Source organism: Streptomyces sp. NPDC104367 (genome assembly GCF_055583825.1).
This window is the reverse complement of sequence record NZ_JBVJND010000003.1, coordinates 329555-356061: the sequence shown is the minus strand read 5'-3', so window position 1 is coordinate 356061 and position 26507 is coordinate 329555. Positions and strand designations below refer to the sequence as shown.

At 74.2% G+C, this 26507-nt stretch carries 24 protein-coding genes; 2 read left to right on the top strand and 22 right to left on the bottom strand.

What is annotated here, in order from left to right; genetic code table 11:
* Window positions 1-93: 93 nt before the first annotated feature.
* Together ACZ619_RS07095 and ACZ619_RS07090 are read right to left on the bottom strand one after the other, a co-directional pair.
* Complete coding sequence (locus ACZ619_RS07095; protein ID WP_469595157.1) at window positions 94-900, bottom strand: ABC transporter permease; 807 nt, start codon at window positions 898-900, stop codon at window positions 94-96.
* Window positions 897-1877, bottom strand: coding sequence for an ABC transporter permease (locus tag ACZ619_RS07090; RefSeq protein WP_469595155.1), 981 nt, complete (start codon window positions 1875-1877; stop codon window positions 897-899). The genes ACZ619_RS07095 and ACZ619_RS07090 overlap by 4 nt, the downstream gene beginning before the upstream one ends.
* 179 nt (window positions 1878-2056) lie before the next feature.
* Here ACZ619_RS07090 and ACZ619_RS07085 point away from each other — a divergent pair, with 179 nt between their 5' ends.
* Window positions 2057-2542 (top strand): Lrp/AsnC family transcriptional regulator, encoded by a 486-nt coding sequence (locus ACZ619_RS07085; protein ID WP_469595153.1) that lies wholly within the window; start codon window positions 2057-2059, stop codon window positions 2540-2542.
* Window positions 2543-2557: 15 nt separating this feature from the next.
* Here the strand turns inward: ACZ619_RS07085 and ACZ619_RS07080 are convergent, their stop codons facing one another.
* The 9 genes from ACZ619_RS07080 to ACZ619_RS07040 form a co-directional block, all read right to left on the bottom strand.
* On the bottom strand, window positions 2558-3028 hold the full coding sequence (locus ACZ619_RS07080; protein WP_469595150.1) for an Lrp/AsnC family transcriptional regulator: 471 nt from the start codon (window positions 3026-3028) through the stop codon (window positions 2558-2560).
* 62 nt (window positions 3029-3090) lie between these two features.
* Window positions 3091-3885 (bottom strand): N-acyl homoserine lactonase family protein, encoded by a 795-nt coding sequence (locus ACZ619_RS07075; RefSeq protein ID WP_469595149.1) that lies wholly within the window; start codon window positions 3883-3885, stop codon window positions 3091-3093.
* A gap of 41 nt (window positions 3886-3926) precedes the next feature.
* Window positions 3927-4898: a PDR/VanB family oxidoreductase gene (locus ACZ619_RS07070; RefSeq protein WP_469595146.1), complete on the bottom strand. Its 972-nt coding sequence runs from the start codon at window positions 4896-4898 to the stop codon at window positions 3927-3929.
* Window positions 4888-6360: a glutamine synthetase family protein gene (locus tag ACZ619_RS07065; RefSeq protein WP_469595143.1), complete on the bottom strand. Its 1473-nt coding sequence runs from the start codon at window positions 6358-6360 to the stop codon at window positions 4888-4890. The genes ACZ619_RS07070 and ACZ619_RS07065 overlap by 11 nt, the downstream gene beginning before the upstream one ends.
* 5 nt (window positions 6361-6365) lie before the next feature.
* Window positions 6366-7655: a Rieske 2Fe-2S domain-containing protein gene (locus tag ACZ619_RS07060; RefSeq protein ID WP_469595141.1), complete on the bottom strand. Its 1290-nt coding sequence runs from the start codon at window positions 7653-7655 to the stop codon at window positions 6366-6368.
* Complete coding sequence (locus ACZ619_RS07055; protein ID WP_469595140.1) at window positions 7540-8547, bottom strand: hypothetical protein; 1008 nt, start codon at window positions 8545-8547, stop codon at window positions 7540-7542. The genes ACZ619_RS07060 and ACZ619_RS07055 overlap by 116 nt, the downstream gene beginning before the upstream one ends.
* On the bottom strand, window positions 8544-10502 hold the full coding sequence (locus ACZ619_RS07050) for a primary-amine oxidase (RefSeq protein WP_469595137.1): 1959 nt from the start codon (window positions 10500-10502) through the stop codon (window positions 8544-8546). The genes ACZ619_RS07055 and ACZ619_RS07050 overlap by 4 nt, the downstream gene beginning before the upstream one ends.
* Window positions 10499-12343: a gamma-glutamyltransferase gene (locus ACZ619_RS07045; protein ID WP_469595135.1), complete on the bottom strand. Its 1845-nt coding sequence runs from the start codon at window positions 12341-12343 to the stop codon at window positions 10499-10501. Before ACZ619_RS07045 ends, ACZ619_RS07050 begins: the two co-directional genes overlap by 4 nt.
* On the bottom strand, window positions 12340-12993 hold the full coding sequence (locus ACZ619_RS07040) for a cyclase family protein (RefSeq protein ID WP_469595132.1): 654 nt from the start codon (window positions 12991-12993) through the stop codon (window positions 12340-12342). Before ACZ619_RS07040 ends, ACZ619_RS07045 begins: the two co-directional genes overlap by 4 nt.
* Before the next feature lie 134 nt (window positions 12994-13127).
* On the opposite strand from ACZ619_RS07040, the gene ACZ619_RS07035 reads away from it, so the two are divergent.
* Complete coding sequence (locus ACZ619_RS07035) at window positions 13128-13826, top strand: GntR family transcriptional regulator (RefSeq protein WP_469595130.1); 699 nt, start codon at window positions 13128-13130, stop codon at window positions 13824-13826.
* A gap of 35 nt (window positions 13827-13861) precedes the next feature.
* Here ACZ619_RS07035 and solA read toward each other — a convergent pair whose 3' ends face one another.
* Genes solA through ACZ619_RS06980 form a run of 11 tightly spaced genes read right to left on the bottom strand, consistent with a single transcriptional unit; the run spans window position 13862 to window position 26468 of the window.
* Window positions 13862-16498 (bottom strand): N-methyl-L-tryptophan oxidase, encoded by a 2637-nt coding sequence (gene solA, locus ACZ619_RS07030; RefSeq protein ID WP_469595128.1) that lies wholly within the window; start codon window positions 16496-16498, stop codon window positions 13862-13864.
* The gene (locus ACZ619_RS07025) at window positions 16495-17952 is read right to left on the bottom strand and encodes an aldehyde dehydrogenase family protein (RefSeq protein ID WP_469595126.1); all 1458 of its coding nucleotides are present in this window, start codon (window positions 17950-17952) and stop codon (window positions 16495-16497) included. The genes solA and ACZ619_RS07025 overlap by 4 nt, the downstream gene beginning before the upstream one ends.
* A gap of 59 nt (window positions 17953-18011) precedes the next feature.
* The gene (locus ACZ619_RS07020; RefSeq protein WP_469595124.1) at window positions 18012-18860 is read right to left on the bottom strand and encodes a creatininase family protein; all 849 of its coding nucleotides are present in this window, start codon (window positions 18858-18860) and stop codon (window positions 18012-18014) included.
* 41 nt (window positions 18861-18901) lie between these two features.
* Window positions 18902-19351: a cytidine/deoxycytidylate deaminase family protein gene (locus ACZ619_RS07015; RefSeq protein ID WP_469595122.1), complete on the bottom strand. Its 450-nt coding sequence runs from the start codon at window positions 19349-19351 to the stop codon at window positions 18902-18904.
* The gene (locus ACZ619_RS07010) at window positions 19348-20112 is read right to left on the bottom strand and encodes an amidohydrolase family protein (RefSeq protein WP_469595120.1); all 765 of its coding nucleotides are present in this window, start codon (window positions 20110-20112) and stop codon (window positions 19348-19350) included. The genes ACZ619_RS07015 and ACZ619_RS07010 overlap by 4 nt, the downstream gene beginning before the upstream one ends.
* Window positions 20109-21083 carry an ABC transporter ATP-binding protein gene (locus ACZ619_RS07005; RefSeq protein WP_469595118.1) on the bottom strand — a complete coding sequence of 325 codons (975 nt, stop codon included), beginning with the start codon at window positions 21081-21083 and terminating at the stop codon, window positions 20109-20111. Before ACZ619_RS07005 ends, ACZ619_RS07010 begins: the two co-directional genes overlap by 4 nt.
* Window positions 21080-22096 (bottom strand): ABC transporter ATP-binding protein, encoded by a 1017-nt coding sequence (locus ACZ619_RS07000; RefSeq protein WP_469595115.1) that lies wholly within the window; start codon window positions 22094-22096, stop codon window positions 21080-21082. Before ACZ619_RS07000 ends, ACZ619_RS07005 begins: the two co-directional genes overlap by 4 nt.
* Window positions 22093-22782, bottom strand: a complete 690-nt coding sequence (locus ACZ619_RS06995) for an alpha/beta hydrolase (RefSeq protein WP_469595113.1) — start codon at window positions 22780-22782, stop codon at window positions 22093-22095. The genes ACZ619_RS07000 and ACZ619_RS06995 overlap by 4 nt, the downstream gene beginning before the upstream one ends.
* Window positions 22783-22787: 5 nt before the next feature.
* Window positions 22788-23864, bottom strand: coding sequence for an ABC transporter permease (locus ACZ619_RS06990; protein WP_469595110.1), 1077 nt, complete (start codon window positions 23862-23864; stop codon window positions 22788-22790).
* On the bottom strand, window positions 23861-24793 hold the full coding sequence (locus tag ACZ619_RS06985; RefSeq protein WP_469595107.1) for an ABC transporter permease: 933 nt from the start codon (window positions 24791-24793) through the stop codon (window positions 23861-23863). The genes ACZ619_RS06990 and ACZ619_RS06985 overlap by 4 nt, the downstream gene beginning before the upstream one ends.
* On the bottom strand, window positions 24786-26468 hold the full coding sequence (locus ACZ619_RS06980; protein WP_469595105.1) for an ABC transporter substrate-binding protein: 1683 nt from the start codon (window positions 26466-26468) through the stop codon (window positions 24786-24788). The genes ACZ619_RS06985 and ACZ619_RS06980 overlap by 8 nt, the downstream gene beginning before the upstream one ends.
* Window positions 26469-26507: the final 39 nt, after the last annotated feature.

The following is a 26507-nucleotide window of genomic DNA, read 5'->3' as shown; positions in this document are numbered from 1 at the left end:
GGCCTTTCAGGGACGTACCGGGGCAGGCAGGAGGGACGTACGGCGCGACGGTGCGGGTGCGGGTGCGGGAGAGGGGGACGCGCGGCGGGTGGTTCAGTCGCGGCCGTCGCCGACCAGGACGCGGCGCGTCTGCCGCAGGCCGGCGCCCAGGATGATCACGAAGGTGAAGAGCACGAGCAGGGTGCCCAGTGCGTTGATCTCGGGGGTCAGCCCGGTCTTGAGGAGCGAGTACACGCGCAGCGGGAGGGTGGTGGTGCCGACCCCGCTGGTGAAGGTGGACATCACGATGTTGCCGAAGGAGATCGTGAAGCACAGCAGCCAGGAGGCGAGCAGCGCCTGTTTCAGTAGGGGCACGGTCACCAGCCGGAACCGCTGCCAGGCGCCGCAGCCCAGGTCGGTGGCCGCCTCGTCGAGGGCCGGGTCGAGCGCCCGGTGCGCACCGAGCACGATCAGCGCCGCGTAGGGGAGCGTGACCACCAGGTGGCCGAGGACCAGCGTGGTCAGGCCCAGGGTCGCCTTGAGGGTGCCGAACACCGACAGCAGGGCCACGCCCAGCACGATCTCCGGGATCACCAGCGGCAGGAAGAGCCCGCCGGAGAACAGCGCCCGGCCGCGCGGACCCAGCCGGGCCATGCCCATCGCCGCGAACAGCCCGCCCGCGGTGGCCAGCGTGGCCGAGACCACACCGGCCTCGGCGCTCACCCGCAGCGCGGAGAGCAGATCGGTGTCCTGGGCGAGCACCCCGTACCAGCGGGTGCTGAAGCCCGCCCACTTGTACGTGACGTCCGAGTCGTTGAACGACAGGACCACCACGACCACGATCGGGATGTAGAGGAAGACGATGACTCCGCGGGCCAGCCAGGCGGTCAGCGTGTCGGGGAGCCGGGTGCGGGCGCTCATGACGTCCTCCTCCTCAGCCGGCTCGCCGCGGTGCCCAGCACCGCCACCGACGCGATCATCAGGACCAGCAGCAGCACGGAGGCCGCGGCTCCCATCGGCTGGTTGCGGAACTCGGTGTACAGCGTCACGATCAGGTTTCCGACCAGCTGGTTCTTGCCGCCGCCGAGCAGCACCGGGATCACGAACACGCCGAGCGTGGGGATGAAGGTGAGCAGCGCGGCGGCCAGCAGCCCCGGCCGCGCCAGCGGCAGCAGCACCCGGGCGTGCACCCGCCACCAGCCGCAGCCCAGGTCCCGGGCCGCCTCGCCGAGCGAGGGGTCCACCCCGCGCAGCGTCGCGTAGATCGGGAAGACCGCGGTCGGCAGGAACGCGTAGACCAGGCCCACGAAGGACGCGCCCTGGCTCGGGATCCACTGGGTGTGCCCGTCGGTGAGCCCGAGGGCGTCGGTCAGCGCGTTGACCGGGCCGCCGGGGCTGAGCAGGTTGATCCAGGCGAAGGTGCGCACCAGGAAGTCGGTCCAGAACGGCACGATGATCAGCAGCAGGAGCAGTCCCTGGCGCTGCGGGGGCCGCCCCGCCAGGTAGTACGACACCACGTAGCCGAGGAGCAGGCAGACGACCGTGTTGAGGGCCGCCATGCCGAGGCTGTAGCCGAAGACCTTCAGATAGACCGGGTCGAACAGTTCGGTGTAGTTCGAGAGGGTGAACCCGCCCCGGATGCCTCCGTAGGGGTCCGCCACCGCGAAGCTGTTGCGCACCACGAGGACGAGGGGCACGAGCACCAGCGCCACGACCGTCAGCCCCGCGGGGGCCAGCAGGGCGAAGGTGATCGCGCGGTGCCGCAGCCGGGCGGCGCGCGCGGCGGGCGGCGCCGTGACGGTCGGCGGCGGTGCGGCGGTGACGGTCACCGCGGCCTCCGGCCGGCGGACGGTGGCGGTGCGTGCATGTGCGGGGCCTCCCTCGGATCGGTTGCGCACGCCCGGAAGATCGTCCGTTCGTGCCGTGGCCCTTAGCTTCCGCCGGGGAGCAACCCCCTGAACAGGGTTGTTGAAATCGAATCCAGTGGAAACGCGGACCGAATTCCACGCATCTCGCAACAGGCACGAAAAGACCCGGGGCGATGATGGTGGGGAGCACGACAGAAGGAGGTGCCGGTGTGATCGACGACCTCGACCGGCAGATCATCGACCAGCTGAGGGTGGACGGCCGCAGGTCGTTCGGTGAGATCGGCCGTGCCATCGGCCTGTCGGAGGCCTCGGTGCGCTCCCGCTTCCAGCGGCTGCGGCGGCGCGGCGCGATCCAGGTGGTGGGCATGACCGACGCGGTGAAGGTGGGCGAGATGAAGGTGCATCTCGCCGTCCGCGTGCACCACGTCCCGGTGGTCCTGGTCGCCCGCGAGCTGTCCCGGATGCCCGAGGTGCGCTACGTCGCCTCCTGCGTCGGCCCCTACGACCTCATCCTCGACGTGCGCTGCCGGGACCTGGAACACCTCTCGGAGCTGCTCACCGAGCGGGTCCGCCGGGTCAACGGCGTGGCCCACGCGGAGGCGCTCACCGTCCTGGAGGTGGTCAAGGACAGCTATCTGTGGGCGGGTTTCCGGGACGTGCCGGCCGGCCCGGACCAGCGCATCCTGCCGCGCTGAGTGCGCGCGGCGGGGTCAGCCGTCCGCGACGGCCTGGCCGACCGAGTTGTTGAGGCCGTTCCACGAGTAGTCCTTGAACAGCTCCAGCAGGAGCAGCACCTGTACCCGGGACACCCCGGGGAGCATGCGGATCTCGTCCAGCAGCTGCACCAGCTGGGCCTGGTCGCGGCAGGTGCCCTCCAGGAAGATGTCCTGGCTGCCCGCGACCAGCGCCACGTGGTTGATCATCGGCATGTCGGCCAGGCTCTTGGCGACCGCGCGGGGCGTCAGGTCCCGGACCCGGATCATCAGCCGCACCGACTGGTGGCCGAGGGTCAGGGGATTGCACAGGGCCACGATGCGCAGCGTGCCGCTCTCCTGCAGCCGGGCCACCCGCTGCCGTACGGTCGCCTCGGACACCGCCAGTTCACGGGCGAGCGTGGTGAACGGCATGCGCCCGTCGCGGGCGAGGGCGCTCATGATGCCGCGGTCCAGATCGTCGATCACGCGTACCTCCTTCCCCGTCGACCGTACGTGACGTGCGGATACCGCCACAAACAGGGTGGGGGTCAGGGTGCGAGGCGGCGCATGAACTCCGGCCAGACGACCGGGTCGTGCCCCGGGACCAGCTCGTAGCCCTTCTCCGCCGCCAGCCGCTTGAGGTGCCGGATGGGGCCCAGGGTGGCCTCCGGCGGGACACCGATCGAGGTGCCGGCCGGGCGCTCCCCGACCAGGTTCTCGGTCAGGTCGGCCGCGTCGCAGGTGAACACGTACCCGCCGCCGTCGGCGAGGTCCACCACGAAGCTCTGGTGGCCGGGCGTGTGTCCGGCGGTCAGGACGGCCGTGACACCCGGTGCGATCTCCCGGTCGCCGTCGGCGGGCCGCCAGTCGATGCGGGGGTCGTCGAAGTCCACCCGGAAGATCGTCTCGCGCTCCACCTCGGGCCGTCCGGACAGCCCGTACTCCAGCTCGGCGCGCTGGATGTGCACGGGCACCCGGCCCGCGAAGTGCTTCAGCCCACCGGCGTGGTCCGCGTGCAGATGGCTCACGGCGACGGCCGTGACGTCCGCCAGGGCGACCCCGACGGCGGCCAGCGCCTCCGGCAGCGGCTCACCGGGGCCGGGCAGCTCCGGCTGGTAGGACGGGGAGGGGTAGTAGCGGCGGCGCAGCTCGGGGTCGCGCAGCAGGGCCGTGTTGAACCCGGTGTCCAGCAGCAGCCACCCCTCCCCGGTCTCCAGCAGTACCCCCGGCACCGGCTCGCGCACCCGTTCCCCCTGCGGGGCGCCGTGCACCGACACCGACCTGGGCAGGTCCTCCCAGCCGAGGAGAAGGGGCAGGACGCGCCGTACGCCGCGTCGGGTCATGGTGCTCCCTCCGTCGTCGGGGGGTTCGGGGTGACAGGGGCTCAGAGGTCGAGTTCGAGGGCCGGTGAGGCGGCGCGGCTCACGCAGATCATCATCGTCGTCGCGGCCGCCCGTTCCTCGGGCCCGAGCACCGAGTCGCGGTGGTCGGGGGTGCCCGCCAGGACGGGCGTCTCGCAGCTGCCGCAGTAGCCCTCCTCGCAGGAGTAGGGCACGTCCGGCACCCGGTCCCGGACGACCTCCAGCACCGAGCGGTCCGCCGGCACCGCCAGCCGCAGCCCCGACCGGCGCAGCACGACCTCGAACCGCCCCTGCCCGGTGTCCGGCGGTTCCCCGGCGGCCGGAGCGAACCGCTCGACGTGCAGCGGACGCGGCGCTGCGGCCGTCCGGCACAGCCCGGCCACCGCGTCCAGCATCGCCGCGGGACCGCACGCGTACACGGCGTGGCCCGGCGGGGCGGCGGCGAGTTCCCCGGCGAGGTCGGGCAGGCCCGCCTCGTCCTGCGGGACCAGCCGGACCCGGTCGCCGCCGAGCGCGGTCAGCTCCTCGGCGTAGACCAGCCGGGAGCGGTCCCGGGCGCCCAGCACGAGACGCCAGGGCAGATCACCGGCGGCCAGCGCCCTGGCCATCGGCAGCAGCGGGGTGACGCCGATGCCGCCGGCCAGCAGCAGGTACCCGGGGGCGGGCAGCAGCGGGAACCGGTTGACCGGCCCGCCGACCGCCAGCTCCCGGCCGACCAGCGCCGTTGCGTGCAGTTCCAGGGAACCGCCCCGGCTGTCCGGCGCGCGGTGCACGGCGACCGTCCAGACGGCGCGCTCCGCCGGATCCCCGCACAGCGAGTAGGCGCGGCGCAGCCCCGAGGGCAGGGTCAGCTCCACATGGGCGCCGGGCTCCCACGGAGGCAGCGGCAGCCCGTCCCGCCGGGCCAGCCGCAGCTCGACCACGTCCTCGGCGATCCAGCGGGCCTGGCGGACCAGAAGACGCGCGGAGCGCGGCGCGCGCAGCTCAGAAGACACGGAAGTACTCCCGTTGTTCCCAGTCGGTGACCTCCTGGTCGAAGCGGGCGATCTCGGCCCGCTTGACGCTCGTGTAGTAGGCCACGAAGTCCTCGCCCAGCCGTGCGGTCAGCTCCCGGTCGGCCTCCAGCGCGCTGAGTGCCTCGCCGAGGGAGCGCGGCAGCGGCTCCGCCCGGGTCGCGTACGGCTCGTCGGCGGCCGGACCGGGGTCCAGGCCGCGCGCCACCCCGTCGAGACCGGCCGCGAGCTGGGAGGCGAGGTAGAGATAGGGGTTGGCGGCCGGTTCCCCGATGCGGTTCTCCAGCCGGGCGGACGACGGGCCGTCGCCCAGCACCCGCACCATCGCGCCCCGGTTGTCCCGCCCCCACACCGCACGGTCGGGCGCCAGCGACAGCGACCGGAACCGCTTGAACCCGTTCAGGGTCGGCGTGGACAGCGCGCTGGTGGCCCGCGCGTGCCGCAGCAGCCCGCCCAGGAAGGCGTTGCCGTACGGCGACAGCCCCGGCCCGCCGGCTCCACCGGTGCCGCCACCGCCACCGGTCTCGGCACCGGCACGCGCCCCGGGTTCCGGGGCGAACACGCCCACGTCGCCGCGGACCATGCTCTGGTGCAGGTGCCAGCCGCTGGAGAACACCCCGGGCAGATGGGGCCGGCACATGAAGGTCGCGTGGTGTCCGTGGCGCGCGGCGACCTGTTTGACGGCACTGCGCAGCAGCACCATCGCGTCCGCCGTGCCCAGCCCGTCGGCGGGCCGCAGGGTCAGCTCGACCTGGCTCGGCCCGAACTCGACCTCCAGGGTGCGCAGCGGCAGCCCCAGCTCCTCCAGCGTGCCGCGCAGCACGTCGAGCATCGGGTCGAGTTCGTCGTAGCGCAGCTCGCTCAGGTACTGGTGGCCGTGGTTGAGCATGCCCACCTCGGGTGCCGCGCCCGGCTGGCCCAGGTCGGCCGCGCCGAGCCTCGGGTCGTCCAGCCGGAACAGGTGGAACTCCACCTCCAGGCCCGTGCGGTAGGTGAGCCCGTCCGCCTGCGCCAGCACCGAGCGCAGCAGGCCGCGGGTGCACAGCGGGACCGGGGCGCCGGAGGTGAACCGCAGGTCGCACAGGAGCCAGCCGGTGCCCGGCGACCACGGCAGCATCCGGAAGGTGAGCGGGTCGGGCACCATCACCATGTCGGCCGCGCCGCGCAGTTCGGGCAGCCCGAGCGGGGTCTCCTTGGTGAACAGCGGGAACACGGTACGGCCCGAGGTGTCCTTGGCCAGCAGCGACGAGGCGATGCCGGTGCCCTCGCGGAGCACGGCGGGCACCTCGGAGGCGGTGACGGTCTTGCCGCGCAGCAGCCCGTGCTGGTCGGCGAAGACCAGCCGTACGACCTTCAGCCCGCCGCGCTCGGCGCGGTCGCGGATCTCCTCGGCGGCGGCCGACTGCCCGGCCGTCCACCCCGCGTGACGTTCGACGAAGTCCACCGCGGTCAGCCGTCCGTTCCGGCGGCCCGCGCCCAGCCGCTCCCGGCCCGCTGCTTCGCGGTCACGGCGGCCCAGTGACCGGCCCAGCCCTCGGTGGGACCGATGCCGTCCAGGGTGACGGGACCGCGCACCTCGGCCGCGCGCTCGGCCGGCAGCACCAGCGGCGGGTCCTCGCCCCGCTCGACGGCGGATATCGCCTCGCCCAGCATGCGCCGGTACATCACGATCGCCTTGTCCGAGCGGCCCAGGTGCTCGCGGGTGCGGTCCTGGACCGCGCCCTGGCCCTCCACCGCCCACTGGTCGTGCACGTTGATGTCGGTGCCGAGCCCGGTGTACGTCGTGGCCAGCTGCTCGACGGGGTCGTAGCCGTAGCCGTCGCGACGGCCGTGGCGCGGGCGGTAGTCGGGCAGGGTGACCGCGTCGACCCGCTGGCGGCGCATCTCCGCGCGGTCGACGGGGCCGCCGACGCTGGTGAACTGGGCGTACCAGTAGCAGGAGGTGTCGTCGATCGGCACATGCCACTGGGTGATCGCGGTCTCGGCGTCCAGCGGGATGTGGAAGCCGTGCGGGAACACCTGGTGGGTGACCCGGACATGGGTGCGGCTGCCGTCCATCGGGCGGCCCTCGGTGTCGGTGCCGTCCAGTCTGCGCAGCGCCGTGATCCGGATGCCGTACGGGGTGCGGACGGCGTCGATGTCGGGGCGGCCGTACTCCCGCAGGATCTTCGTCATCGGCAGGTCGGTGCCCTGGGAGGCGGCCCGGAACTGCTTGCCGTAGCTCTCCGAGGGGTCCTCGTCCTGGAAGAAGCGGTGCAGGTAGGAGGCGTGCGCGGGGTCGATGCCGACCTCCAGGGCCTGGAGCCAGTTGCACTCCAGCAGGCCCTTCCAGGCGAAGGTGTGCCCGGCGGGGGCCTCGAAGCAGTCCAGCGCGGGCAGTTCGGGCGGCTCGCCGGGGCCGAGGTAGCCCCAGATCACGCCGTTGATCTCGCGCACCGGGTAGCTGCCCAGCCGGACCCGGGCGGCGAGGCCGCCGCCGGCCGGTTCGGCAGGGGTGTCCAGGCAGGCGCCGTCCCGGCCGAAGAGCCAGCCGTGGAAGCAGCAGCGCAGCCCGCCGTCCTCCAGCCGGCCCAGCGCCAGATCGGCTCCCCGGTGCGGACAGCCCCGGTCGACCAGACCGAGTTCACCGTCCCCGTCCCGGAACAGGACGAGGTCCTGCCCCAGCACCTTCGGGGCCACCAGGGGCCGTACACCGTCGAGTTCCTCGCTCAGGGCGACGGGCTGCCAGTAGCGGCGCATCCAGGTACCGGCGGGCGTGCCCGGGCCCGTCCTGGTGAGCCGAACGTTCTCTTCCTCGCGCATCTGACGCCTTTCTGTCCCGGTCACGGAGACCGTAGCGATGGAAGGATCCAGGATGCCAATAATTGGATCCAATATTTACGTGGGTGTAACAGCCCGCCCGGCGGCGGACGCCGGACACGCACACCCCCGCCATGGCCGCGTCGGCCGCCGCCATCACCAGGCCCGCCGTGTGGCGACCGTCGGCCGCCATCAGCGCGGCCAGCGGCAGGACGGCCAGGTGCGCGGCGAGGAACGGGCCGCGCGGGGCCACCGGGTGACGGCACAGCAGCACGCCCGCCGTCACCCAGGAGAACGACCGGGCCAGCTCGGCCCCCGGCCCGTCCAGCCCGTGCAGCGGCGGCAGGTGCCAGGCGTACGCCGACACCACCCAGACCACCGCCCCCAGCCGGGCGCCGACGGGCCCCCGGACGGACGGCGGCCCGGTCGCGCCGACGGCGCGCGCCAGCAGGACCGGCCCGAGCACCGCCAGCGCCTCGAAGCGGACCATCGCCCACCCGTGCGCGTCGGTCCCGCCGGGCGCCCGCACCACCAGCAGCGGGACGGCGAGGACCACCGCGGCCGCCGCGGCGGTGGCCACGCACCGCCCGGTCAGCCGCCCCGCCCCGGGCACCAGCACGACCCGCAGCGCGGGCCACGCCAGAGCCACCGTCACCACGAGCGCGGCCCCCACCGGCCCGACGGCGGCCGTCGGATCCGCCGCACCGTACCCGCCGCCCACCGCCGGGTGCCCCGTGTGCCCGCCGCCGCCCGCCGAGGCGCCGGCGGTGAGCAGGGCGGCACCCGTCACGAGCAGCACCGCGAGCGCGGCGAGCGGCCGCGCCGCGGTCATCCGGCGCAGCAGTGGCCGGTGTCCTGGGGCGTCGGGGCGGCCGGTGCGTGGCAGGAGACCGGGGCCGGGACGTCGAGCGCGGGGTTGCGGTCGAAGAACCCGTCCGGCTCCAGGCGCAGCCTGGCCCGGGCCACCGGCATCACCGGCCACTCCTCGGGACGCGGGAAGTGGTGCGAGCCGACCGTCGCCCACAGCACCAGCTCCGTACCGTCCAGCGAGCGGTCCTCCTCCTGCCAGCGGTGCACCCCGTCCGCGCCGGGCTCGGCCTGGTTCGGGTACTCGCCCGCCACGAACCGCCGCGCCGGGTCGTACTCCGTCGCCCACAGCTGCTTCGCCACGAACGGCGCCCGCCGCGCGCACACGCTGTCCGGGCGCACCGGCAGTACCGCCGTGTTCTCCACGTGCACCCGGTACGCGGTCGGCTCACCCATCCGGTTGCGCGCCCCGGTGCTCTCCACCCGCCAGTGCAGCGCCCGCGAGGCGTCCGTGGACCGCCCGCCCTCCGCCTCGCTCCGGACCGGCCGCAGCACGGTCCGCGCCGCGTTGCCGTACGGGTCGAGCGCCGGGTCGCTCTCGTGCTCGGCGGTCACCTCGACCAGCCGGTTGGCCGTCCCGTCCACCGCCATGTCCAGCCGTACGGCGAAGAAGTGCTGGTGGTTGGTGACCGCCACGTTCGGCGCCACCCGCCGGGCGTACGGTGTCTCCTCCTCCGCCGTGACACCGGTCGCGGACAGGATGCCGGTCATCTTGATCTCCAGCATGACCGAGCCGTCCTGGTACAGGGACCAGTAGAAGCCGTAGTCGTAGTTGGCGACCGTCGCGAACGCCGAGATGATCAGCCGGCGGGAGCGGCGCACCTCGGTGCGGCCGGTGCGCCCGTCGTGGTGCTTCCAGAGGATCCCGTCGTCCTCCTCGTGCATGCAGACCGCGTTGGGGATGACCCGGGGCACACCGTCGCCGCCGAGGACCGCCGCGTCGAAGTAGTGGATGACACCGAGGCAGTCGCAGCCCAGGGCCAGGGAGTTGGTGAGCGGCCCGGCGCCGTACTCGCCCCAGTCGAAGAAGTTCTTGCGGTACTGGGTGGAGGCGGTGTCGAAGTACGGCACGTACATCTCGTTCACCGAGGCCCGGCGGATCACCTCGCGCGGCCCCCTGCCGCCCGCGTCGAAACTCAGGTCGTGCAGCACGAGGCCCTCGCGGTGGCTGAAGCCGACCCGCACCGACCAGCCCTGCCACTCCACCCGCTGTCCGGTCACGGTGAAGCTCGGCCCCTCCGGCTGGACCACCTCCAGCGGCTTCAGACCCGCCCGCTCGGGCACGGTCCCGGCGCTGAACACACCGGACTCCCCGGAGAGCGGGACGACCCCGTGGTCCTCGATGTACAGCACCTCCATCGACTCCATGTCGATGATCGGCACCACGCCCTGCACGGGCCGCGCGTAGCCGTTGTCGTCCTCCGACTCGCGGTGCCACACACTGCCCCAGGTCAGCCGGCGGCCCGGGTGCCCGGGCGGCTCGAAGCCGCCGATCGACTCCGGGTCGACCATCACCAGCGACACGTCGTGGATGCCGCGCAGCGCGAGCGCCTCGCGGAACCGGGGGTCCGCCCGGCACGCGGCGGCGGCCTGCCGGGCCTCCTCCGAGGAGCAGCCGGGACTGCGCACGTCCAGCTCGCGCCAGGCCGTCGCGCACGGCTCGGCACCGAGGTCCAGGTCGACCTCGTAACCGAGGTGCGCGGAGGGGCAGATGACCACCGCTCGGGCCCGCCGGGCGTCGCCGGGGAGCGCGGTGCGCGCGTGGTGCTCGTCCAGGGCGACGCCCCAGAACCGGGCGTCCTCGGTGACCCGGGCGTCGTCCTTCAGCACCTTGACGGCGACGGACAGTTCGGCGGCGGACAGCGGATCCAGCGGGTGGGGCGCGGCGGCCGCCTCGGGGCGGGGCGCGAGGGTGCTCATACGGGGGTTCCTTCCGGGGTGGTGCGGGTGTCGCCGGTGGTGCTGGTGGTGCTGGTGGTGTTGGTGTTGCTGGTGGCGCGGTGGGTGCGGCCGTTGCGGGTGGTCTGAGCGGTCCGAGCGGTCTGAGCGGTCCGGGTGGTCCGGGTGGTGCCGGGTGCGGCGGGGACGGCGGCCGGCAGGTGGACCGTGCCGCCGTCGGCGCGAGGGTCGGAGGCGGCGTCCAGACGGCCGCCGGGGGTGAGCCGGACCACCTGGACGTGTCCGGCCAGATCGCTCGGCCCCGGTGCGGTGACCACGGGAAGCCCCGGGGACACGGCCGGGCCCGGCTCCGGGACCGAGCCGGGCTCGGCGAGCAGGGTCTGCTCCTCGAACCCGATGTCCCGGGCGCCGATCACCCAGCGCGGGGCCGCCAGTACGGCGTCCGGGTCGGCGTCCGGGTCGGCCAGGCCGGGCAGGGTCTGGGCCAGGATCTGCGGCTGGGCCCGGCCGCCCTGGCAGCCGGCCGCCAGCAGGAGTGCGGCGGAGCGGCCGATCACCGGGCACAGCGTGTGCGGCGGGCGCGCGCCCGGTCGCAGCAGGCCGGGATGGCCGGGGAGCAGGCTGAACGCCGAACCCCGGTTGTGCAGCACGATCCCGGTGCCCGGGTCGCACAGTCCGGAGCCGAAGGTCTGGTAGACGCTCTGGATCAGCGAGACCGCGAGCCCGGAGGAGTCCACGGCCGTCACCGCGACCGTGTCGCCGGACGGCCGGAACGGCGGCCGGGGCGGGAGCGCGCCGGCCAGGGGAGCCGGGTCGAGGAGCCCGTCGAGGTCGAGCCGCTGCCCGCGCGGGTCACCGAGCAGCAGGTCCCGGGCGGCCGCGGCGTCCTGGCAACGGACGGCCAGCACCCGGGTGCGCTCGACCTCGGACCGCTCCGCGACCCCGGCCGCCGCGGCCAGCAGCGCGGGCAGCACGACCCCCTGACTCGGCGGCGGAGCCGCCCACCAGCGAACACCCACGGGGTCGGTGCTTGCCGGATCGCCGTGTGTCGGGTCCGTGGGCGTGGCGTTGGGGTGTGCGGCGTCGGGGTTTACGGGTGGGGTGTCGGTCGACGTGGCGCGCGACGTGTCGGCTTCAGCGGGTGCGGCTGTCGGCGGTGTCACTTCCACCGGCTCCGTGAACTCCGGTCGGTGGGCGGCCAGGTCGGCCGTGGTGAGGGGGCTGCCGAGGGCGCGCAGGCCGGCGGCGAGGGTCTCGGCGACAGCGCCCCGGTAGAACGACCAGGGATCGGCGGCGAGTTCGTCGAGCACCGCGGCCAACCGGGGCTGGGGCAAAGGGTCGTCCTCGGTCACCAGGTGGCCGTCCGGGCCGGTCAGCAGGGCGCCGAGGCCCGGGTCGGCCTTGATCCGCGCCTCGTTGTCCCGGACCGCGCGGGCCAGCCCGGCCGAGACCGTCGCCCCCTGCCCGGCGAGCGCGGCGGCGTCCCGCAGCGCGGCGCAGAGAGCGCCCGGCGTGCCGTACGCCTCGGCGAGCGCAGCCCAGCCCGCCACCGCACCCGGCACGGTGACGGTCTGCGGTCCCTGCGCCGGCATCCGGGAGTCCGCCGCGCGCAGCGCCTCGACGTCGGTGCCCGCGGCGGCCGCCCCGACGGACAGCAGCGCGCGCACCGTGCCGTCCGGCGCGTGGACCAGCGCGATCAGATCGCCGCCGAGGGAACACTGGTGCGGGTACACGACGGTCAGCGCCGCCGCGGCGGCCAGCGCCGCGTCCATCGCGTTGCCGCCGCGCCCGGCCGCCCGCCGTGCCGCGGTGAGCGCCGCGGGGTGCGGGGCGGCCAGGGTCAGCGTGCCGGCCGGGGTCACGCCGCGTCCCGGGGCAGCAGCAGTGTGCGCGAGGGCGCCGCCTCGGCGCCCTGGAGGGGCACGGGCAGCGACAGCATGTCGTAGACCCCGGCCGGGGCGTGCAGCAGGTCGACCACTTCCAGGATCAACACGTCCGCGCCGCACAGCAGTCGGTGGGTCTCCCAGTGGGTGGTGTAGGCGACCGCCTCGATGCTGAGGTAGTCGATGCCCGCCGTGCGCACCCCCGCCTCGATCAGCCGCTCGGCGCCGTCCGGGGCCAGGCCGACCCACTGCCGGGCCTTCCACGGACTGCGCAGCACCCCGGCCGAGTTGCTGGTGCGCAGCAGCACCCGCTCCTCCGTGCCGAGCCCCGCCGCGTCCAGGTCCGCCGCGGTGATCTGTTCCTCGACATGGGTCAGGTCCAGCACCCGGGCCGTCCCGTTGAGGGCCGACAGGTCCAGCCGGTCCACGGTCTTCCCGCCGTCGACGAAGTGGGCCGGGGCGTCGATGTGCGTCCCCGTGTGGGCGCCGATGCGCCAGCGGCTGACGTTGGACGGGTCGCCCGCCGTGCGCGACTCGACGACCTCCACCTCGGGCCGCCGGCCCCAGTGCAGCATGCCGGGGTGGATCGGCACCGAGACGTCGATGGCCTTGGTCACATCGAGATGCATGACACGCTCCTATTGGATGCGGATAGTCTGTAAATGGATCCAATGTCGATGAACAGTGGACGTCGGCGGCGTGGCAGACTGCTCCACCACCGCGCGGCCTCCGTCAGCCCCCGAGAAGGGTGAGACCCACTCCGATGACGCCCCAGACCGACGAAGGCGCCCTCGTCGACGACATCGCTGCCCGTATCCGCGCGCGGATCATGGACGGGGAGCTCCCGATCGGGAAACCGCTGCGCCAGGCGGCGCTGGCCGCCGAGTTCGGGGTCAGCCGCACTCCGGTGCGCGAGGCGCTGCGCCAGCTGCAGAACGGCGGCCTGATCGAGATGCAGCCGCACCGCGGCGCGGTGGTGCGGGTGCCGGCGCCGTGGGAGGTGCGGCAGGCCTACGAGGTGCGCGCCGAGCTGGAGGCCCTCGCCGCCCGGCGCGCGGCCGCCCGGATCACCGACAGCCAGCTCGCCGAGCTGCGACGCCACAACGACGTGCTGCGCGCGGCGGCCGAGGGCGCCGGTGCGTCCGGCGCGGGCGCCCCGGACACGACCCGGGCCAACGACTGCTTCCACACCGTGGTCTGCCAGGCGGCGGACAACCCGTGGCTGAGCCGGATGATCGACCGGATCAACGAGAGCTTCCCGCGCAACGTGTCCTCGCTGGCCCTGACCGGCGACGAGCGCCACCGTCAGCTGAACCTCCGTCAGCACGACGCCGTGGTGGCCGCGTTGACCGACCGGGACGAGGACCGGGCGCAGGAGGCGATGCGCGAGCACGTCATCAGCGCCGGAGAGCACCTGACCGCCTGGTACGAGCGCCGGTCCCAGACCGTCTTCCACGGCTGACCCGCCCCCGCGCCCGGCCGCCCCGGTGGCGGCCCTCACCGGGCACCACCGGCGACCAGCCGCGCGGGGGAGAGGAAGTCCAGGTCCGGGCGCGGGAGTTCGCACACCATGTCGGCCAGGGCCGCCCCGATCGCCGGGCCGAACTTGAAGCCGTGTCCCGAACAGGCCGAGGCCACCAGCGCCTGCGGCACCCCCGGCACCTCGCCGACCAGGAACCGCCGGTCGGGTGTCATCGTGTACAGACACGTCAGGCTCTCCGTGACCGGGCCCGCACCGGGCAGTACCCGGGCCACCGCCCTGGTCAGCAGGGCGAGTTCGGCGGCGGACGCGGGGGGCCTCGCCGCTTCCGGGTCCCACGCGGGACCGGCGTCCAGACCGGCCTTCAGCCCCCGGCCGCCGGCCGCCGGGAAGCCGTAGAGCAGTCCTTCGGGCAGATCGACCGAGAAGCTGCCCAGCCCGCCGGGCCCGAGCGGTCCCGCCGGATCCGCGGCGAAGTACGCGTTCACGATGCGGGTGACCGTCAGGTGCGAGGCCAGCGGCGGCACCAGGTACGGCGTCCACGGTCCGGCGCACAGCACCAGCCGGCGGGCCCGCACCTCCCCGTCCGTCGTCCGGACGACGACCCCGTCGCCGTCCGGGCGCCACTCCGTGACCCGGGTGCGGTCGGCGACCGTGGCCCCGGCCCGTTCCGCGAGGGCCAGTTGGGCGCGCAGGGTCGCGGCGGCGTCGATGATCCCGGCGGCCGGGTCGTGGACCGCCGTGAACCCCTCGGGCAGCCGCAGCCCCGGGAAGATCCCGGCCGCGGCGGTCCGGTCCACCGTCCGGCAGCCCGGACCGCGCAGCGGGTCGGGCCGCTCGCCGGGCGCCGCGTAGAGCCCGCCGGTGACGTCCACCAGCCGGGTCCCCGCGGCCTGTTCCAGCTCGGCCCAGGCACGGTAGGCGGTGTCGACCAGGCCGTCCCAGTCGGGGTGCGGATAGGCCCGCCGGATCATCCGGGTGGCGCCGTGCGAGGAGCCCCGGTCGTGTCCCGCAGCGAACCGCTCGATCCCGAGCACGTCCAGTCCCCGCTCGGCGAGCTGCCGCAGCGCCGCACCGCCGTGCACACCGAGCCCGACCACCACGGCGTCCCGGCGACCGCTCCCGGACCCGCGGCCGGGCGTACCGCGCGGGCGGAGGGCGCGGGCCCGTGAAGCGTCCGCCGATCCATCGGCGCCACCTGCGCCACCTGCGCCATGTGCACCACCTGTGCCACGTGCACCACTTGTGCCACCAGTGCCGTCTGTAGCTCCAGCGGTACCCGTCGCAGCCGTCGCGGCGGTCGAACCCCCGGCGCCCGTCGCAGCCGTCGAACCCCTGGCGCCCGTCGAACCCCTGACGCCCGTCGCGCCCGTGGCGGTCGTGGTCGCCGCGCCGTCGGCGGGCGCCGCCGAGGCCGTGCGGTGCGTCGCGCGCGCGTCCGCCGCGATCTGCGCGACCGCGTCCACCAGGGCGTCCAGGTCGCCGTCGTCGGTGTACACGTGCACCGACGCCCGCACCACCTGGGCCAGTCCGCGCGGGTCCATGTCCCAGCGGCCGTGGTCGGCCGGTACGGCGATCAGGTACACCCGCCGCAGCGCCAGGCGCCGTTGGACCTCGCTCGCGTCGAGCCCCTCCACCACGAAGGTGACGATCGCCCCGCCCGCCGCCGGCGGGTCGGTGAGCCGTACCCCGGGGACCGCGCCGAGCCGCTCGCGCAGTCGCGCGGCGAGGGCGGCGAGGCGCGCGTAGACGGTCGCGGGGCCGAGCGCGTGCAGGTCGGCCAGGGCCGAACCCAGGCCGAGCCGCAGCGCGTGGGCGGCCTCCCACAGCTCGAACCGCCGTGCGTCGGGAGCCAGTTCCCAGCTGCGCTCGGCCGTCCAGCGGGCCCCGCGGACATCCGGTGCCTGCGGTGAGAGCCGTTCCAGGAGCGGGCGGCGGACCGCCAGCAGACCCGTGCCGCGCGGACCGCGCAGGAACTTGCGGCCGGTGCCGATCAGCAGGTCGCAGCCGAGGGCGGGCATGTCGACGGGCAGCTGGCCGAGCGACTGGGTGGCGTCGAGCAGGAACGGCACCCCGTGCTCGGCGCTCAGCGCGCCGATGCCGGCGGCCGGTTCGACCAGCCCCGACGAGGTCGGCACGTGCGCCGCGGTCACCAGCGCGGCGGGACCGGTGCGCAGCGCCCGCTCCAGGGCCTCCAGATCGGTCGCGCCGTCGGGCCCGTTGGGCAGCACCTCCACCCGGACCCCCGTGTCGCGCTCGGCGGCCAGCAGGTGCAGGGCGCTGCTCACATAGCTGGAGCGGGCGGCGAGCACCCGGTCACCGGGCCGCAGCCGCAGTGCCGACACGATGCGCTGCCAGCCGGCGGTGGCGCTCTCGACGAGGGCGGTCTCGTCGGCGTCGACGCCGAGCAGCCGGCCGGCGCGGGTGTAGACGGCGGCCAGGTCGTCGGCGGCGGCGCGGGCCGCCTCGTAGCCGCCGTGCAGACTCTCGGCGCGCAGCTGGGCGATGACCGCCTCGACCGTGTCTGAGGCGAGGAGCGCGGCACCGGCCGCGTTGAAGTGGTGTCCGGTGGCACAGCCCGGGGTGCGGGCGCGTTCGGCGGCCACGTCGAATCCGGCGGGGGCCGGCGGCACCGCCGTCACGGGGGCGCTCACAGCGCCATCGTGATGCTCTTGGGCTCGGTGAACCCGTCGACCGCCGCGTCGCCGAGATCCCTGCCCAGACCGGACTGCTTGCTGCCGCCGAACGCCACGGCGGGGTCGAACTCGTTGTAGGTGTTCACCCAGACGGTGCCCGCCTGGAGCGCCGCGGCGGCGCGGTGCGCGCGGCCGAGGTCGGTGGTCCACACGCCCGCCGCGAGCCCGTAGTCGCTGTCGTTGGCGAGCGCGATCGCCTCCTCCTCGGTGTCGAAGGGGAACACCGCGGCGACCGGCCCGAAGATCTCCTCCCGGGCGATCCGCATGGCCGGCGTGACGTCGGTGAACACCGTGGGCCGCACGAACCAGCCGGGACCCGGCAGGGGTTCGCCGCCGGTGGCCGCCTTGGCGCCCTCGGCGAGCCCGAGGTCCAGGTAGCCGGTGACCCGGTCGAACTGCTCCTGCGAGACCAGCGGTCCGATGTTGATCCCGCCGGAGAGCCCGGGGCCGATCCGCAGCGCCTCCACGGCCGGCAGCATCCGGTCCAGGAACTCCGCCAGCACCGTGCGCTGCACCAGCAGCCGGCTGCCCGCCGTGCACATCTGCCCCGAGTGCCCGAACACGGCCCGGACGGCGGCCGGTACGGCGGCGTCCAGATCCGCGTCGGCGAACACCATGTTGGCGGACTTGCCGCCCAGTTCGAGCGTGAGCCGCTTGACGGACGGCGCCGCCGCGGCCATGATCAGCCGCCCGACGTCGGTGGACCCGGTGAACGACACCTTGGCCACGTCCGGATGCGCGACCAGTTCCGCCCCGGTGCGCCCGTCGCCCGTCACCACGTTGACGACACCTTCCGGCACACCGGCCTCCAGGCAGAGCGCGGCCAGCCGCAACGCGGTCAGCGGGGTCTGCTCGGCGGGCTTGACGACCACCGTGCAGCCGGCCGCCAGCGCCGGGGCGAGCTTCCAGGCGGCGATCATGAACGGGAAGTTCCAGGGGAGGACGGCGGCCACCACGCCCACCGGCTCCCGCACGCTGTACACATGCCGGCCGGGCCCGGCGGGATGCACGGTGCCGGTCAGCCTGGCCGGGGCGCCCGCGAAGTGCCGGATGGCCTGGAGGCCCAGCTCCACGTCACCGCGGGCCCGTTCGATCGCCTTGCCGTTGTCCAGGGTGTCGAGGACCGCCAGCGCCTCGGCGTCCCGCTCCACCAGGTCCGCCAGCCGCAGCAGGACGTCCCGCCGGTCCCGGGGCGGCAGCGCGCGCCAGCGGCCGTCGCGGTGCGCCGCGGAGGCGGCGGCCACCGCCGCGGCCACGTCGTCGGCGTCCGCCTGGACGACGGTGGTCAGCGGTTCGCGGGTGGCCGGGTCGAGGACCGGGATGAGCCGGTCCGAGGCGCCCGTGGTCCAGGTGCCGCCGATGAGCATGGGCTCGCACTCGGGCAGCCCGGGCAGGGTGATGCTGGGGTCCAAGGGGGGTTCTCCTTGTCGTTCGTGCAACGGGCGGCGCGGTTCCCGGGGCCCGACGTGGCTCACGCCGGAGCGCCGGGCCGGTGGGCCGCGCTGGGCCAGGGCTCGCGCACGGCCGCGGAGACCGCGCGGGCGGTGGTGAGCACACAGCGGTCGAACTCCGCCCGCCCGTGGTCCGCGTTCGCCTCGGTGACGTCCCTGCCCCACACGCCGGTCTCGCTGACCTGGTCCATGCGGTAGTCCCAGAAGGAGTCGACGTCGACGTGCGAGGTGGCCCGCTCCATCCGCACCAGGTCGGGCGCCAGGTGCAGCATCACCGACGTCTCGAAGTGGTTGGCGTGCATCAGCGCACGCCCGTAGGTGACATGGCCGTCGACCTCGGGCCCCGGGTACATCGTCACGTACCCCAACGCCCGCACCCGGGCGTCCCGGTGACGCACCCTCAGTTTCTCGGCGGACACGTCGAGCGCGCCGTTGTTCCAGATGTGGCCGTTGAGCAGGACGAACTGCCGCACACCGCTGGCGTACAGGGAGTCGATGACGTCCTCGACGACGGCGATCAGCGTCTCGGGGCGCAGCGCCACCGTCCCGGCGAAGCCGCCGTGCGAGGCGGACACGCCGAAGGCCAGCGGGGGCAGCACCGGTACGCCGGTCAGCGCGGACACGCCGAGGGCGACCGCCTCGCAGATCCGGGTGTCCACGGCCAGCGGCAGATGGGGGCCGTGCTGTTCGGTGGCGCCCACCGGGACGATCACCGCGTCACCGCCGGCGACCGTGGTCCCGGCCTCCGGCCAGGTCAGCTCCTCCCACGGCAACGGTGTGCCGGAGCCGCCCAGTTGCGCGGCGAGTGCGGGCACGTCGAGCCCGGTGGGGACGCTCAGGCCGTTGGGCCCTGTGATGACGGACGACATGTCTCTCCTGTCCTCGGGGGGTAGGTGGGTCCGGCTCGGGGTCACCAGCGGCGCCGGCTCTTCTCCGGCAGCAGGTCCAGGGCGCGGGCCGGGACGGGACGGTCGCCGTCGACGGTGGTGATCCACACGACGGCGTCGGGGCAGTAGTCGCTGATGAGTTCGCGGCACACCCCGCACGGCGCGATGATCCGGAACCGGTCGGCGGGCTTGATCTGCACCGACACCACCGAGGTCACCGCCAGCGGCGCACCGGGCGCGAGCGCGCCGCGCGCGGTGCCGAGGGCGACGCCCTCCGCGCAGACCGAACTGCGCCGGCAGGAGCCCTCGACATGCACGCCGGTGTGGATCCGGCCGTCGGCGGTGCGCAGGGCGGTGGCCACCTCGTGCCGGTCCCGCTGCCACACCCGGTCGAGCAACGCCTGCGCCACGGAGAGGAGTTCGGCGTCCTGCCCGCTCATCTCCGGCGGGACGGCCACGGGCGCGGCGGTCATGCGCCGAGCCCCAGCAGCCGGGCCATGTTGCCGCCCTCGACCAGGGCCCGGTCCTTCTCGTCCTCGATCGCCTTGGCGATCTTCATACGCTCCAGGTCGAAGTCCGAGCCGGGCCACTCGCTGCCCATCAGGATCTGCCCGGGGCCGAGCCGGGCGTAGGCCCGCCTCACGTCGCTCATCAGCGTCGCGGAGGTCTCCAGGTAGATGTGCGGCCGCCGTTCGGCCACGATGATCGCCTCCGGCACGTTCCACACCGCGCCCATGTGCGCGATGATCGTGGGCACCCCCGGGTGGTCCCGGGCTATCTCCTCGATGGCCAGCGGTGCGCAGAAGGCGTCGTCCAGCGCGTTGACCAGCACCAGCAGCCCGCGCCGCGCACAGGCCTCGAACACCGGGTCGAGGAGCCCGTGGTCGGCGACGTGGTAGCCGTGCAGACTCGGGTGCAGCTTCAGCCCGACCAGACCGGCGTCGGCCATCCGGTCGATCTCCTCGACGGCGTCGTCCGCCTGGGGCAGCACCTGGCCGAAGCCGAAGAACCGGTCGGGGTGCGCGGTCACCAGGGAGGCGATGAAGTCGTTCTCGATGCGCTGTGCGAGCGAGCACACCATCGCCATGTCCACCCCGGCGGCGTCCATCCGGTCGAGGATGCGGCGCGGCTCGAAGGGCCGGTACGGCGGCGGCGCCTCGCCCTTGCGGGCGCCGGTCAGGTAGTCGGAACGGCCGCGCACGTCCTGGGTGGTGTTGTAGGCGTCGATGATCAAGACTGGTCCTCACTCACGGGGCCGAGGGGCAGATGGCAGCGGACGCGGCGGCCGGGCGCGATCTCGCGCAGTTCCGGATGCCGGGTGCGGCAGAGGTCGGTGGCGAACGGACAGCGGGTCCGGAACAGGCAGCCCTGCGGAGGGTCCGCCGGGTCCGGCAGCTCGCCCTCCAGCGGCTGCCGTTCGACGGGCGGGCCGGGCCGCAGCTCCGGCACGCTGGCCAGCAGCGCGGCGCTGTAGGGATGGGCCGGGCCGGCGAAGAAGCCGTCCCGGGGGGCGGTCTCGATGATCTCGCCCAGGTACATCACGGCGACCCGGTCGGCGATGTGCCGCACCACACCGAGGTCGTGGGAGATGAACAGCATCGTCAGACCCCGGTCGCGCACCAGTTCCGACAGCAGGTTCAGCACCTGGGCCTGGATGGACACGTCCAGCGCGGACACCGCCTCGTCGGCCACCACGAACTGCGGCGAGGACGCGAGGGCGCGGGCGATGCCGATGCGCTGGCGCTGGCCGCCGGAGAACTCGTGCGGCTTGCGCCCGCCGGCCTCGGCCCCCAGCCCGACCAGTTCGAGGAGTCCGGCGACGGCGAGGTCCGCCTCGCCCCGGCTCGCGCCCCGGGAGCGCAGCAGCGGCTCGGCGACGATGTCGGCGACCGTGCGGCGCGGGTTCAGCGAGCCGAAGGGGTCCTGGAAGACCATCTGGAGTTCGGCCCGGGTCCGCCGCAGCCGCCGGCCGCGCAGCCGGGTCAGATCGGTGCCGAGGAAGTCGATCCGGCCCGCCGACGGTTCCACCACGCGCAGCAGCGCCCGCCCGAGCGTGGACTTGCCGCACCCCGACTCGCCGACCAGGCCCAGCGTCTCGCCCCGGGCGATGTCCAGGTCGACGTCCCGCAGCGCCCGCACCCGGCCGCCGGCCCGGCCCGCGTAGTCGACCCGCAGTCCGCGGGCGCTCATCAGGACCTCGCTCATACGGCGGCTCCCGCCGCGCGGGCCCGCACCCGGGCCGGACCGGGCAGCACACAGGCGTCCAGGTGGGCCGGGCCGCCGTGGCGCCGCCGCAGCTCCGGGCGGCTGTCGCAGTCGTCGTGGGCGAACGCGCAGCGCGGCCGGAACCCGCAGCCGGGCGGCCGCTCCACGCCGGCGGGCGGGCTGCCGGGGACGGCCGGCAGCCGCTCGGGCACCGGCCCGCGCAGCGGCGGCACCGAGCCGAGCAGGCCCATCGTGTACGGGTGCTGCGGGTCGAACAGCACCTCGTCACGGGTGCCCTGCTCCACGATCCGGCCCGCGTACATCACCGCCACCCGGTCCGCGACCTCCGCGACCACCCCCAGGTCGTGGGTGATCAGCAGCACGGACGTGCCGTGCTCGCGCTGCACCCGCTTCAGCAGCGCCAGCACCTGGGCCTGGATGGTGACGTCCAGCGCGGTGGTCGGTTCGTCCGCGATCAGCACCGCAGGGTCGTTGGCCAGACCCATCGCGATCATCACGCGCTGGCGCATACCGCCGGAGAGCTGGTGCGGATAGGCGCGGGCGGCCCGGGCCGGGCCCGCGATGCCGACCTCGCCGAGCAGTTCGACGGCCCGGCGCGCGGCCGTGGCGCGCGGGACGTCGCCGTGGGCGCGGACCGTCTCCGCGACCTGGGCGCCCGCCCGGTGCAGCGGGTTGAGCGCGGCCAGCGCGTCCTGGAAGACCACCGCCACGTCCTTGCCGCGCACCCGGCGCAGCTCCCGCTCGGACGCCCCCACCAGCTCCCGGCCCCGGAAGGTCACGGACCCCTCGACGTGGGTGCGGGGGCCGCGGTTGAGGCCGACCAGGCTCATCGACAGCGCCGACTTGCCCGACCCGGACTCGCCGACCAGCGCGAGGATCTCGCCCCTGCGCAGCGTCAGGTCCACCCCGTCCACGGCGGGCAGCCGCCCCGCGGGCACGTCGAACCGCACGCTCAGGCCGCGGACTTCGAGCACCGCCTCGGGGGCGGTCATCCGGCACCGCCCACGGCCAGCGCGGCCCGGTGGATCAGCTCGGCGACCCGCTCGGGCCACACCAGGGTGGTGTAGTGGCTGCCCGGCACGTGCTCGACGGTGGCCTTCATCCGCTCGGCCATGAAGTCCTGGATCTCCGGGCGCAGGGTGCGGTCGTCGTCGGCGACCAGGTACCAGCTGGGCAGCGTCCGCCAGGCCGGGACACCGGTCGCCTGGGTGAAGACCAGGTTCTCGGCCTTGCGGCCCTCCGCCTCGACGACCGCCCGCTGCCCGGCCGACAGGTCCGGGCCGATCTCCGCCCAGAACTCCGCGCTCGGCTCGGACTTCCACTCGCCGTTCGGGCCGCGCCGCATGTACTTGGAGATCTCCGCGGGCTCGTAGCGCTCGACGATGCCGTTGACGGTCTCGCCCTCGTCCGGCCCGAACGCGGCGATGTAGACCAGGCCCGCCACCCGCGGGTCGCGTCCCACGTTCGTGATCACCGCGCCGCCGTAGGAGTGCCCGGCCAGCAGCACCGGGCCCGCGGTGCCCGCGAGCGCGGCGGTGGTCTCGGCGATGTCATCGGCGAGCGAGGTCATCGGGTTGGTGACCGTGACCGGCCGGTGGCCGAGGGCGGCGAGCAGCGGCTGGACCGCCGACCAGGTGGTGGGCCGTCCGCCGGCACCGTGGACCAGCACGATGTCCATCGGGATCATCCTTTGCGTAGACGCGGGTCGAGGACCGTGTAGAGCAGGTCGACCGCGTGGTTGACGAGGGTGAACAGCAGGGCGATCGCGAGCGCGGCGCCCTGCACGACCGGGTAGTCGCGCTGGAGCACGCCCTGCACGAGCAGGCGTCCGACGCCCGGGTAGGAGAAGACGGTCTCGGTGACCACCGAACCGCCCAGCAGGGATCCGAACTGGAGCCCGAGGACGGTGACGATGGGCAGCCAGGCGTTGCGCAGTACGTGCCGGCGCACCACCGCGCCCTCGCCCAGGCCCTTCATCCGGGCGGTGCGCACGAAGTCGTCGCCGAGCACCTCCAGGACGGAGGCGCGCACGATCCGGGTGATGAACCCGGCCATCGACAGCGCGAGCGTCACCGCGGGCAGGACCAGGTGCTTCAACCACGGCCCCACCAGTTCGGGCCGGTCCTGGAGGATCGCGTCGAGCAGCACGAAGCCGGTGGTGGGCCGGTAGTCGAGGGCGCCGGGCAGCCGGCCGAGGACCGGCAGCCAGCGCAGCCACACGCCGAACACCACGATGGCGAGCACACCGAGCGCGAACCAGGGCAGCGAGAAGCTGACGGTCGCCACGGCCCGGGTCGAGGTGTCGATCCAGCTGCCCCGGCGCAGCGCCGCGACGACTCCGCTGACGACACCGAGCAGCACCGCGACGGTCATGGCCGCGAGGGTGAGCTCCACGGTCGCGGGCAGCGCGTCGCCGAGCAGCCCGAGGACGCTGTTGGAGCCGTAGAACGAGGTGCCGAGCCGCAGGTGGACCAGGTCGTCGAGGAAGTGGCCGTACTGGGTAAGCAGCGGCTGGTCCAGGCCGAGGGCCTTGGTGACCCGTTCCTCGTTGGCGCTGAACTCCGCGGCGGAGGCGGTGTTGCCGCCCGCCGCCAGGGAGGTCGCCGGGGAGCCCGGCAGCAGCCGTATCGCCACGAACACCAGGGACGCCAGCGCGAACAGCACCACGGGGATCACGGCCAGCCTGCGCAGGAACACCCAGGCCGCGCCCGTCGGCCGGGGCAGGCGCACCCGGGCCGATACCCCGGTGGCCGCGCTCATGCCGCGCCCCGCGGGTCGAGGGCGTCGCGCAGGTCGTCGCCGGCGAAGTTGCACGCCACGACGAACAGCAGGGTGAGGGCCGCGGGCAGCACCACCAGCCGGGGAGCGGTGTACAGGAACTCCTGCCCGGCCTGCACCATGTAGCCCCAGTCCGGCCGCGGCGGCTGGATGCCGAGGCCGAGGTAGGAGAGCCCGGCCGCGAACCCGGCCGCCACCGACAGCGTCATGACGACCTGGGCGAGCAGCGGACCGCCGATGTTGGGGAGCACCTCGCGCAGCAGGATGCGCGGTGCTCCCGTGCCGCCGAGCCGGCAGGCCACCACGTAGTCCTTGGCGGCCTCGCGCGCGGTCAGGGTGCGGGCCAGCCGGGCCAGTCCCGGCGCCAGTGACACACCGATGCCGAGGACCAGACTGACCGTGCCCGGTCCGGCCGCCGCCACCAGCAGGATCACCAGCAGGATCGACGGGAAGGCCAGCGCCAGGTCCACCAGCCGCATCAGCGCCTGTTCCACCGCGCCGCCCGCGTACCCCGCGACCAGCCCGACCAGGGTGCCCGCCCCGGCCGCGAGCGCGGTCGCCGCGAAGGACACCAGCAGCAGCGGCCGGGCCCCGTGCACCAGCCGGGCCAGCTCGTCGCGGCCCAGGTCGTCGGTGCCCAGCGGGTGCCCCGGCGCCCCGGGCGCCAGCAGCGCCGAGGAGGTCTGGCGCAGCGGGTCGGCCGTCACGAACAGCGGGCCCAGCAGGGCGATCAGGACCGTGGCGGCCAGCAGCAGCCAGGCGAGCAGGGCGGGCCAGGAGCGGGCCACCCGGCGTCGGCCCAGCGCGGCCGCCGGCCGCCGGGCGGTCCCGGGCCGGGGCGGGCGGGCCGCGGCGGCCGGGGCCGCCTGCTCCACGGCCACGGCGTCGACCGCGGCGCCGGTCTCAGACACTGGCCTTCTCCATGTAACAGCGGTGGTTGGCCAGCGCGTCGGTGTTCATGCCCTTCACGTCCGAACCGCTGACGACCAGGTTGCTGAAGCAGGCCAGCATCGACAGGACCATGTACTCCTCGGCCCACCTGCGCTGGATCTTCGTGTAGGCGGCGGTGCGCTTCCTGCTGTCGGTGAGGTTCTTGGCCGTGTAGAGGTCGTCGGCCAGCGAGGCGGCACCCTTCAGGGTGTCCATCCCGGAGAGCTTGGAGCCGTAGATGCTGGTGGGGCTCGCCATCGCGCCGACCATGTCGTCGGGGTCCGGCACGTAGGTGTTGCGCTCCCAGATCATCAGGTCGTGGTAGTCGTCCTCGCCGTCCAGCAGCCGGCTGAAGTAGGTCGCCGGGTCCACCGAGGTGGTGGCCACCTTGAAGCCGACGTCGGTGAGGTTCTGGGCGATGATCTGGGCCGCCTTGGGGTGCCAGGAGTCGCTGGCGGCCATCAGCCGGACGGTGCGCCCCTTCGCCCCGGCCTCCTCGACCAGCCGCTTGGCCTGCGCGGTGTCCTGGGTGCTCAGGTCGGCGAGGGCGGTGTCGTAACCGGTCTGGGCCGGCGGGATGGCGTAGCCGCGGGGCTCGGCGCCGACGCCGTAGAACGCCTGCTGGAGGATGGCCTTGCGGTTGACGGCCAGGTTGATGGCCTTGCGCACCTTGAGCTCGGGGACCCGGCGGGCGTCGATCATCATGATGGCGTTGGCGTTGTGCGGGGTGTCGTACACCTTCACCGCGCTGTCCTTGCGCAACTGCGAGACGGCGGAGTACGGGGCGAACTGGGTCGCGGACACGTCGCCGCTGAGCAGCGAGCTGACGATGGTGGAGGGGTCCTGGACCTGACGCAGCACCAGCCGGTCTATGGGCGGCTTGCCCAGCCGGAAGCCGTCGAAGGCCTTGAGCGTGACGGACTGCCCGGAGGTGGCGGCGGAGAAGGCGAACGGCCCGGTGCCCACGAGGTGCTTGCCGATGTCGGCGCCGTACTTCTCCAGCGCGGCCTTGGAGATGATCCGGCCGCCGATGTCGGAGAGCTTGCCGAGCACGGTCCGGTCGGGCTTCTTGAGGACCATCCTCACGGTCAGGTCGTCGGGCGCGGTGAGCGAGGCGACGTTGGCGCCCATGCTCGCCAGCGGGCGGGTCGCGCCCTTGGGCAGCGTCTTGTCCTCGGGGTCGAACTGCCGGCCGAGACTGGCGAGCACGTCGGCGGAGCCGAGCGTGGTCCCGTCGTGGAACTTCACGCCCTTGCGCAGGGTGAAGGTGTAGGTGAGCTTGTCATCGGACACGGTCCACTTCTCCGCCAGGTCGGGTGTGGGCTCGTTGGTCTCGAAGGAGATGAACGTCAGACCGCGGCAGACGCAGTCGACGGCCATCCAGTCGCCCAGGGAGGTGTAGAAGGCCGGGTCGTTGACGGCGCTGGTGGCGTCGATGGCCAGGGTGAGCGTGCCGCCCCCGCCGCTGCCGCCCCCGTCCTGGGCCGCCGCGCCGCACGCGGTGAGCAGGGCGGGCAGTCCGAACCCCACGCCCACGCCGAGCAGTCCGGCCCCCCGGAGCATCGTCCGGCGCGAGACGTCCCGCGACGCGGTCGCCGGCACCGACGAGGGGGTGGCGGCGGCGGTCGAGGGCGATCCAGATGTTTGGTCCGGCATGGGGCCTCCTTGGGCACCGATCCTGAGAATGGATTTAAT

Coding starts and splice junctions, on each gene's coding strand:
- ACZ619_RS07095 (WP_469595157.1), bottom strand. CDS start 900: ATGAGCGCCCGCACCCGGCTCCCCGACACGCTGACCGCCTGGCTGGCC.
- ACZ619_RS07075 (WP_469595149.1), bottom strand. CDS start 3,885: ATGACCCGACGCGGCGTACGGCGCGTCCTGCCCCTTCTCCTCGGCTGG.
- ACZ619_RS07060 (WP_469595141.1), bottom strand. CDS start 7,655: ATGCGCCGCTACTGGCAGCCCGTCGCCCTGAGCGAGGAACTCGACGGT.
- ACZ619_RS07055 (WP_469595140.1), bottom strand. CDS start 8,547: ATGACCGCGGCGCGGCCGCTCGCCGCGCTCGCGGTGCTGCTCGTGACG.
- ACZ619_RS07050 (WP_469595137.1), bottom strand. CDS start 10,502: ATGAGCACCCTCGCGCCCCGCCCCGAGGCGGCCGCCGCGCCCCACCCG.
- ACZ619_RS07040 (WP_469595132.1), bottom strand. CDS start 12,993: ATGCATCTCGATGTGACCAAGGCCATCGACGTCTCGGTGCCGATCCAC.
- ACZ619_RS07035 (WP_469595130.1), top strand. CDS start 13,128: ATGACGCCCCAGACCGACGAAGGCGCCCTCGTCGACGACATCGCTGCC.
- ACZ619_RS07020 (WP_469595124.1), bottom strand. CDS start 18,860: ATGTCGTCCGTCATCACAGGGCCCAACGGCCTGAGCGTCCCCACCGGG.
- ACZ619_RS07015 (WP_469595122.1), bottom strand. CDS start 19,351: ATGACCGCCGCGCCCGTGGCCGTCCCGCCGGAGATGAGCGGGCAGGAC.
- ACZ619_RS07005 (WP_469595118.1), bottom strand. CDS start 21,083: ATGAGCGAGGTCCTGATGAGCGCCCGCGGACTGCGGGTCGACTACGCG.
- ACZ619_RS07000 (WP_469595115.1), bottom strand. CDS start 22,096: ATGACCGCCCCCGAGGCGGTGCTCGAAGTCCGCGGCCTGAGCGTGCGG.
- ACZ619_RS06995 (WP_469595113.1), bottom strand. CDS start 22,782: ATGGACATCGTGCTGGTCCACGGTGCCGGCGGACGGCCCACCACCTGG.
- ACZ619_RS06990 (WP_469595110.1), bottom strand. CDS start 23,864: ATGAGCGCGGCCACCGGGGTATCGGCCCGGGTGCGCCTGCCCCGGCCG.
- ACZ619_RS06980 (WP_469595105.1), bottom strand. CDS start 26,468: ATGCCGGACCAAACATCTGGATCGCCCTCGACCGCCGCCGCCACCCCC.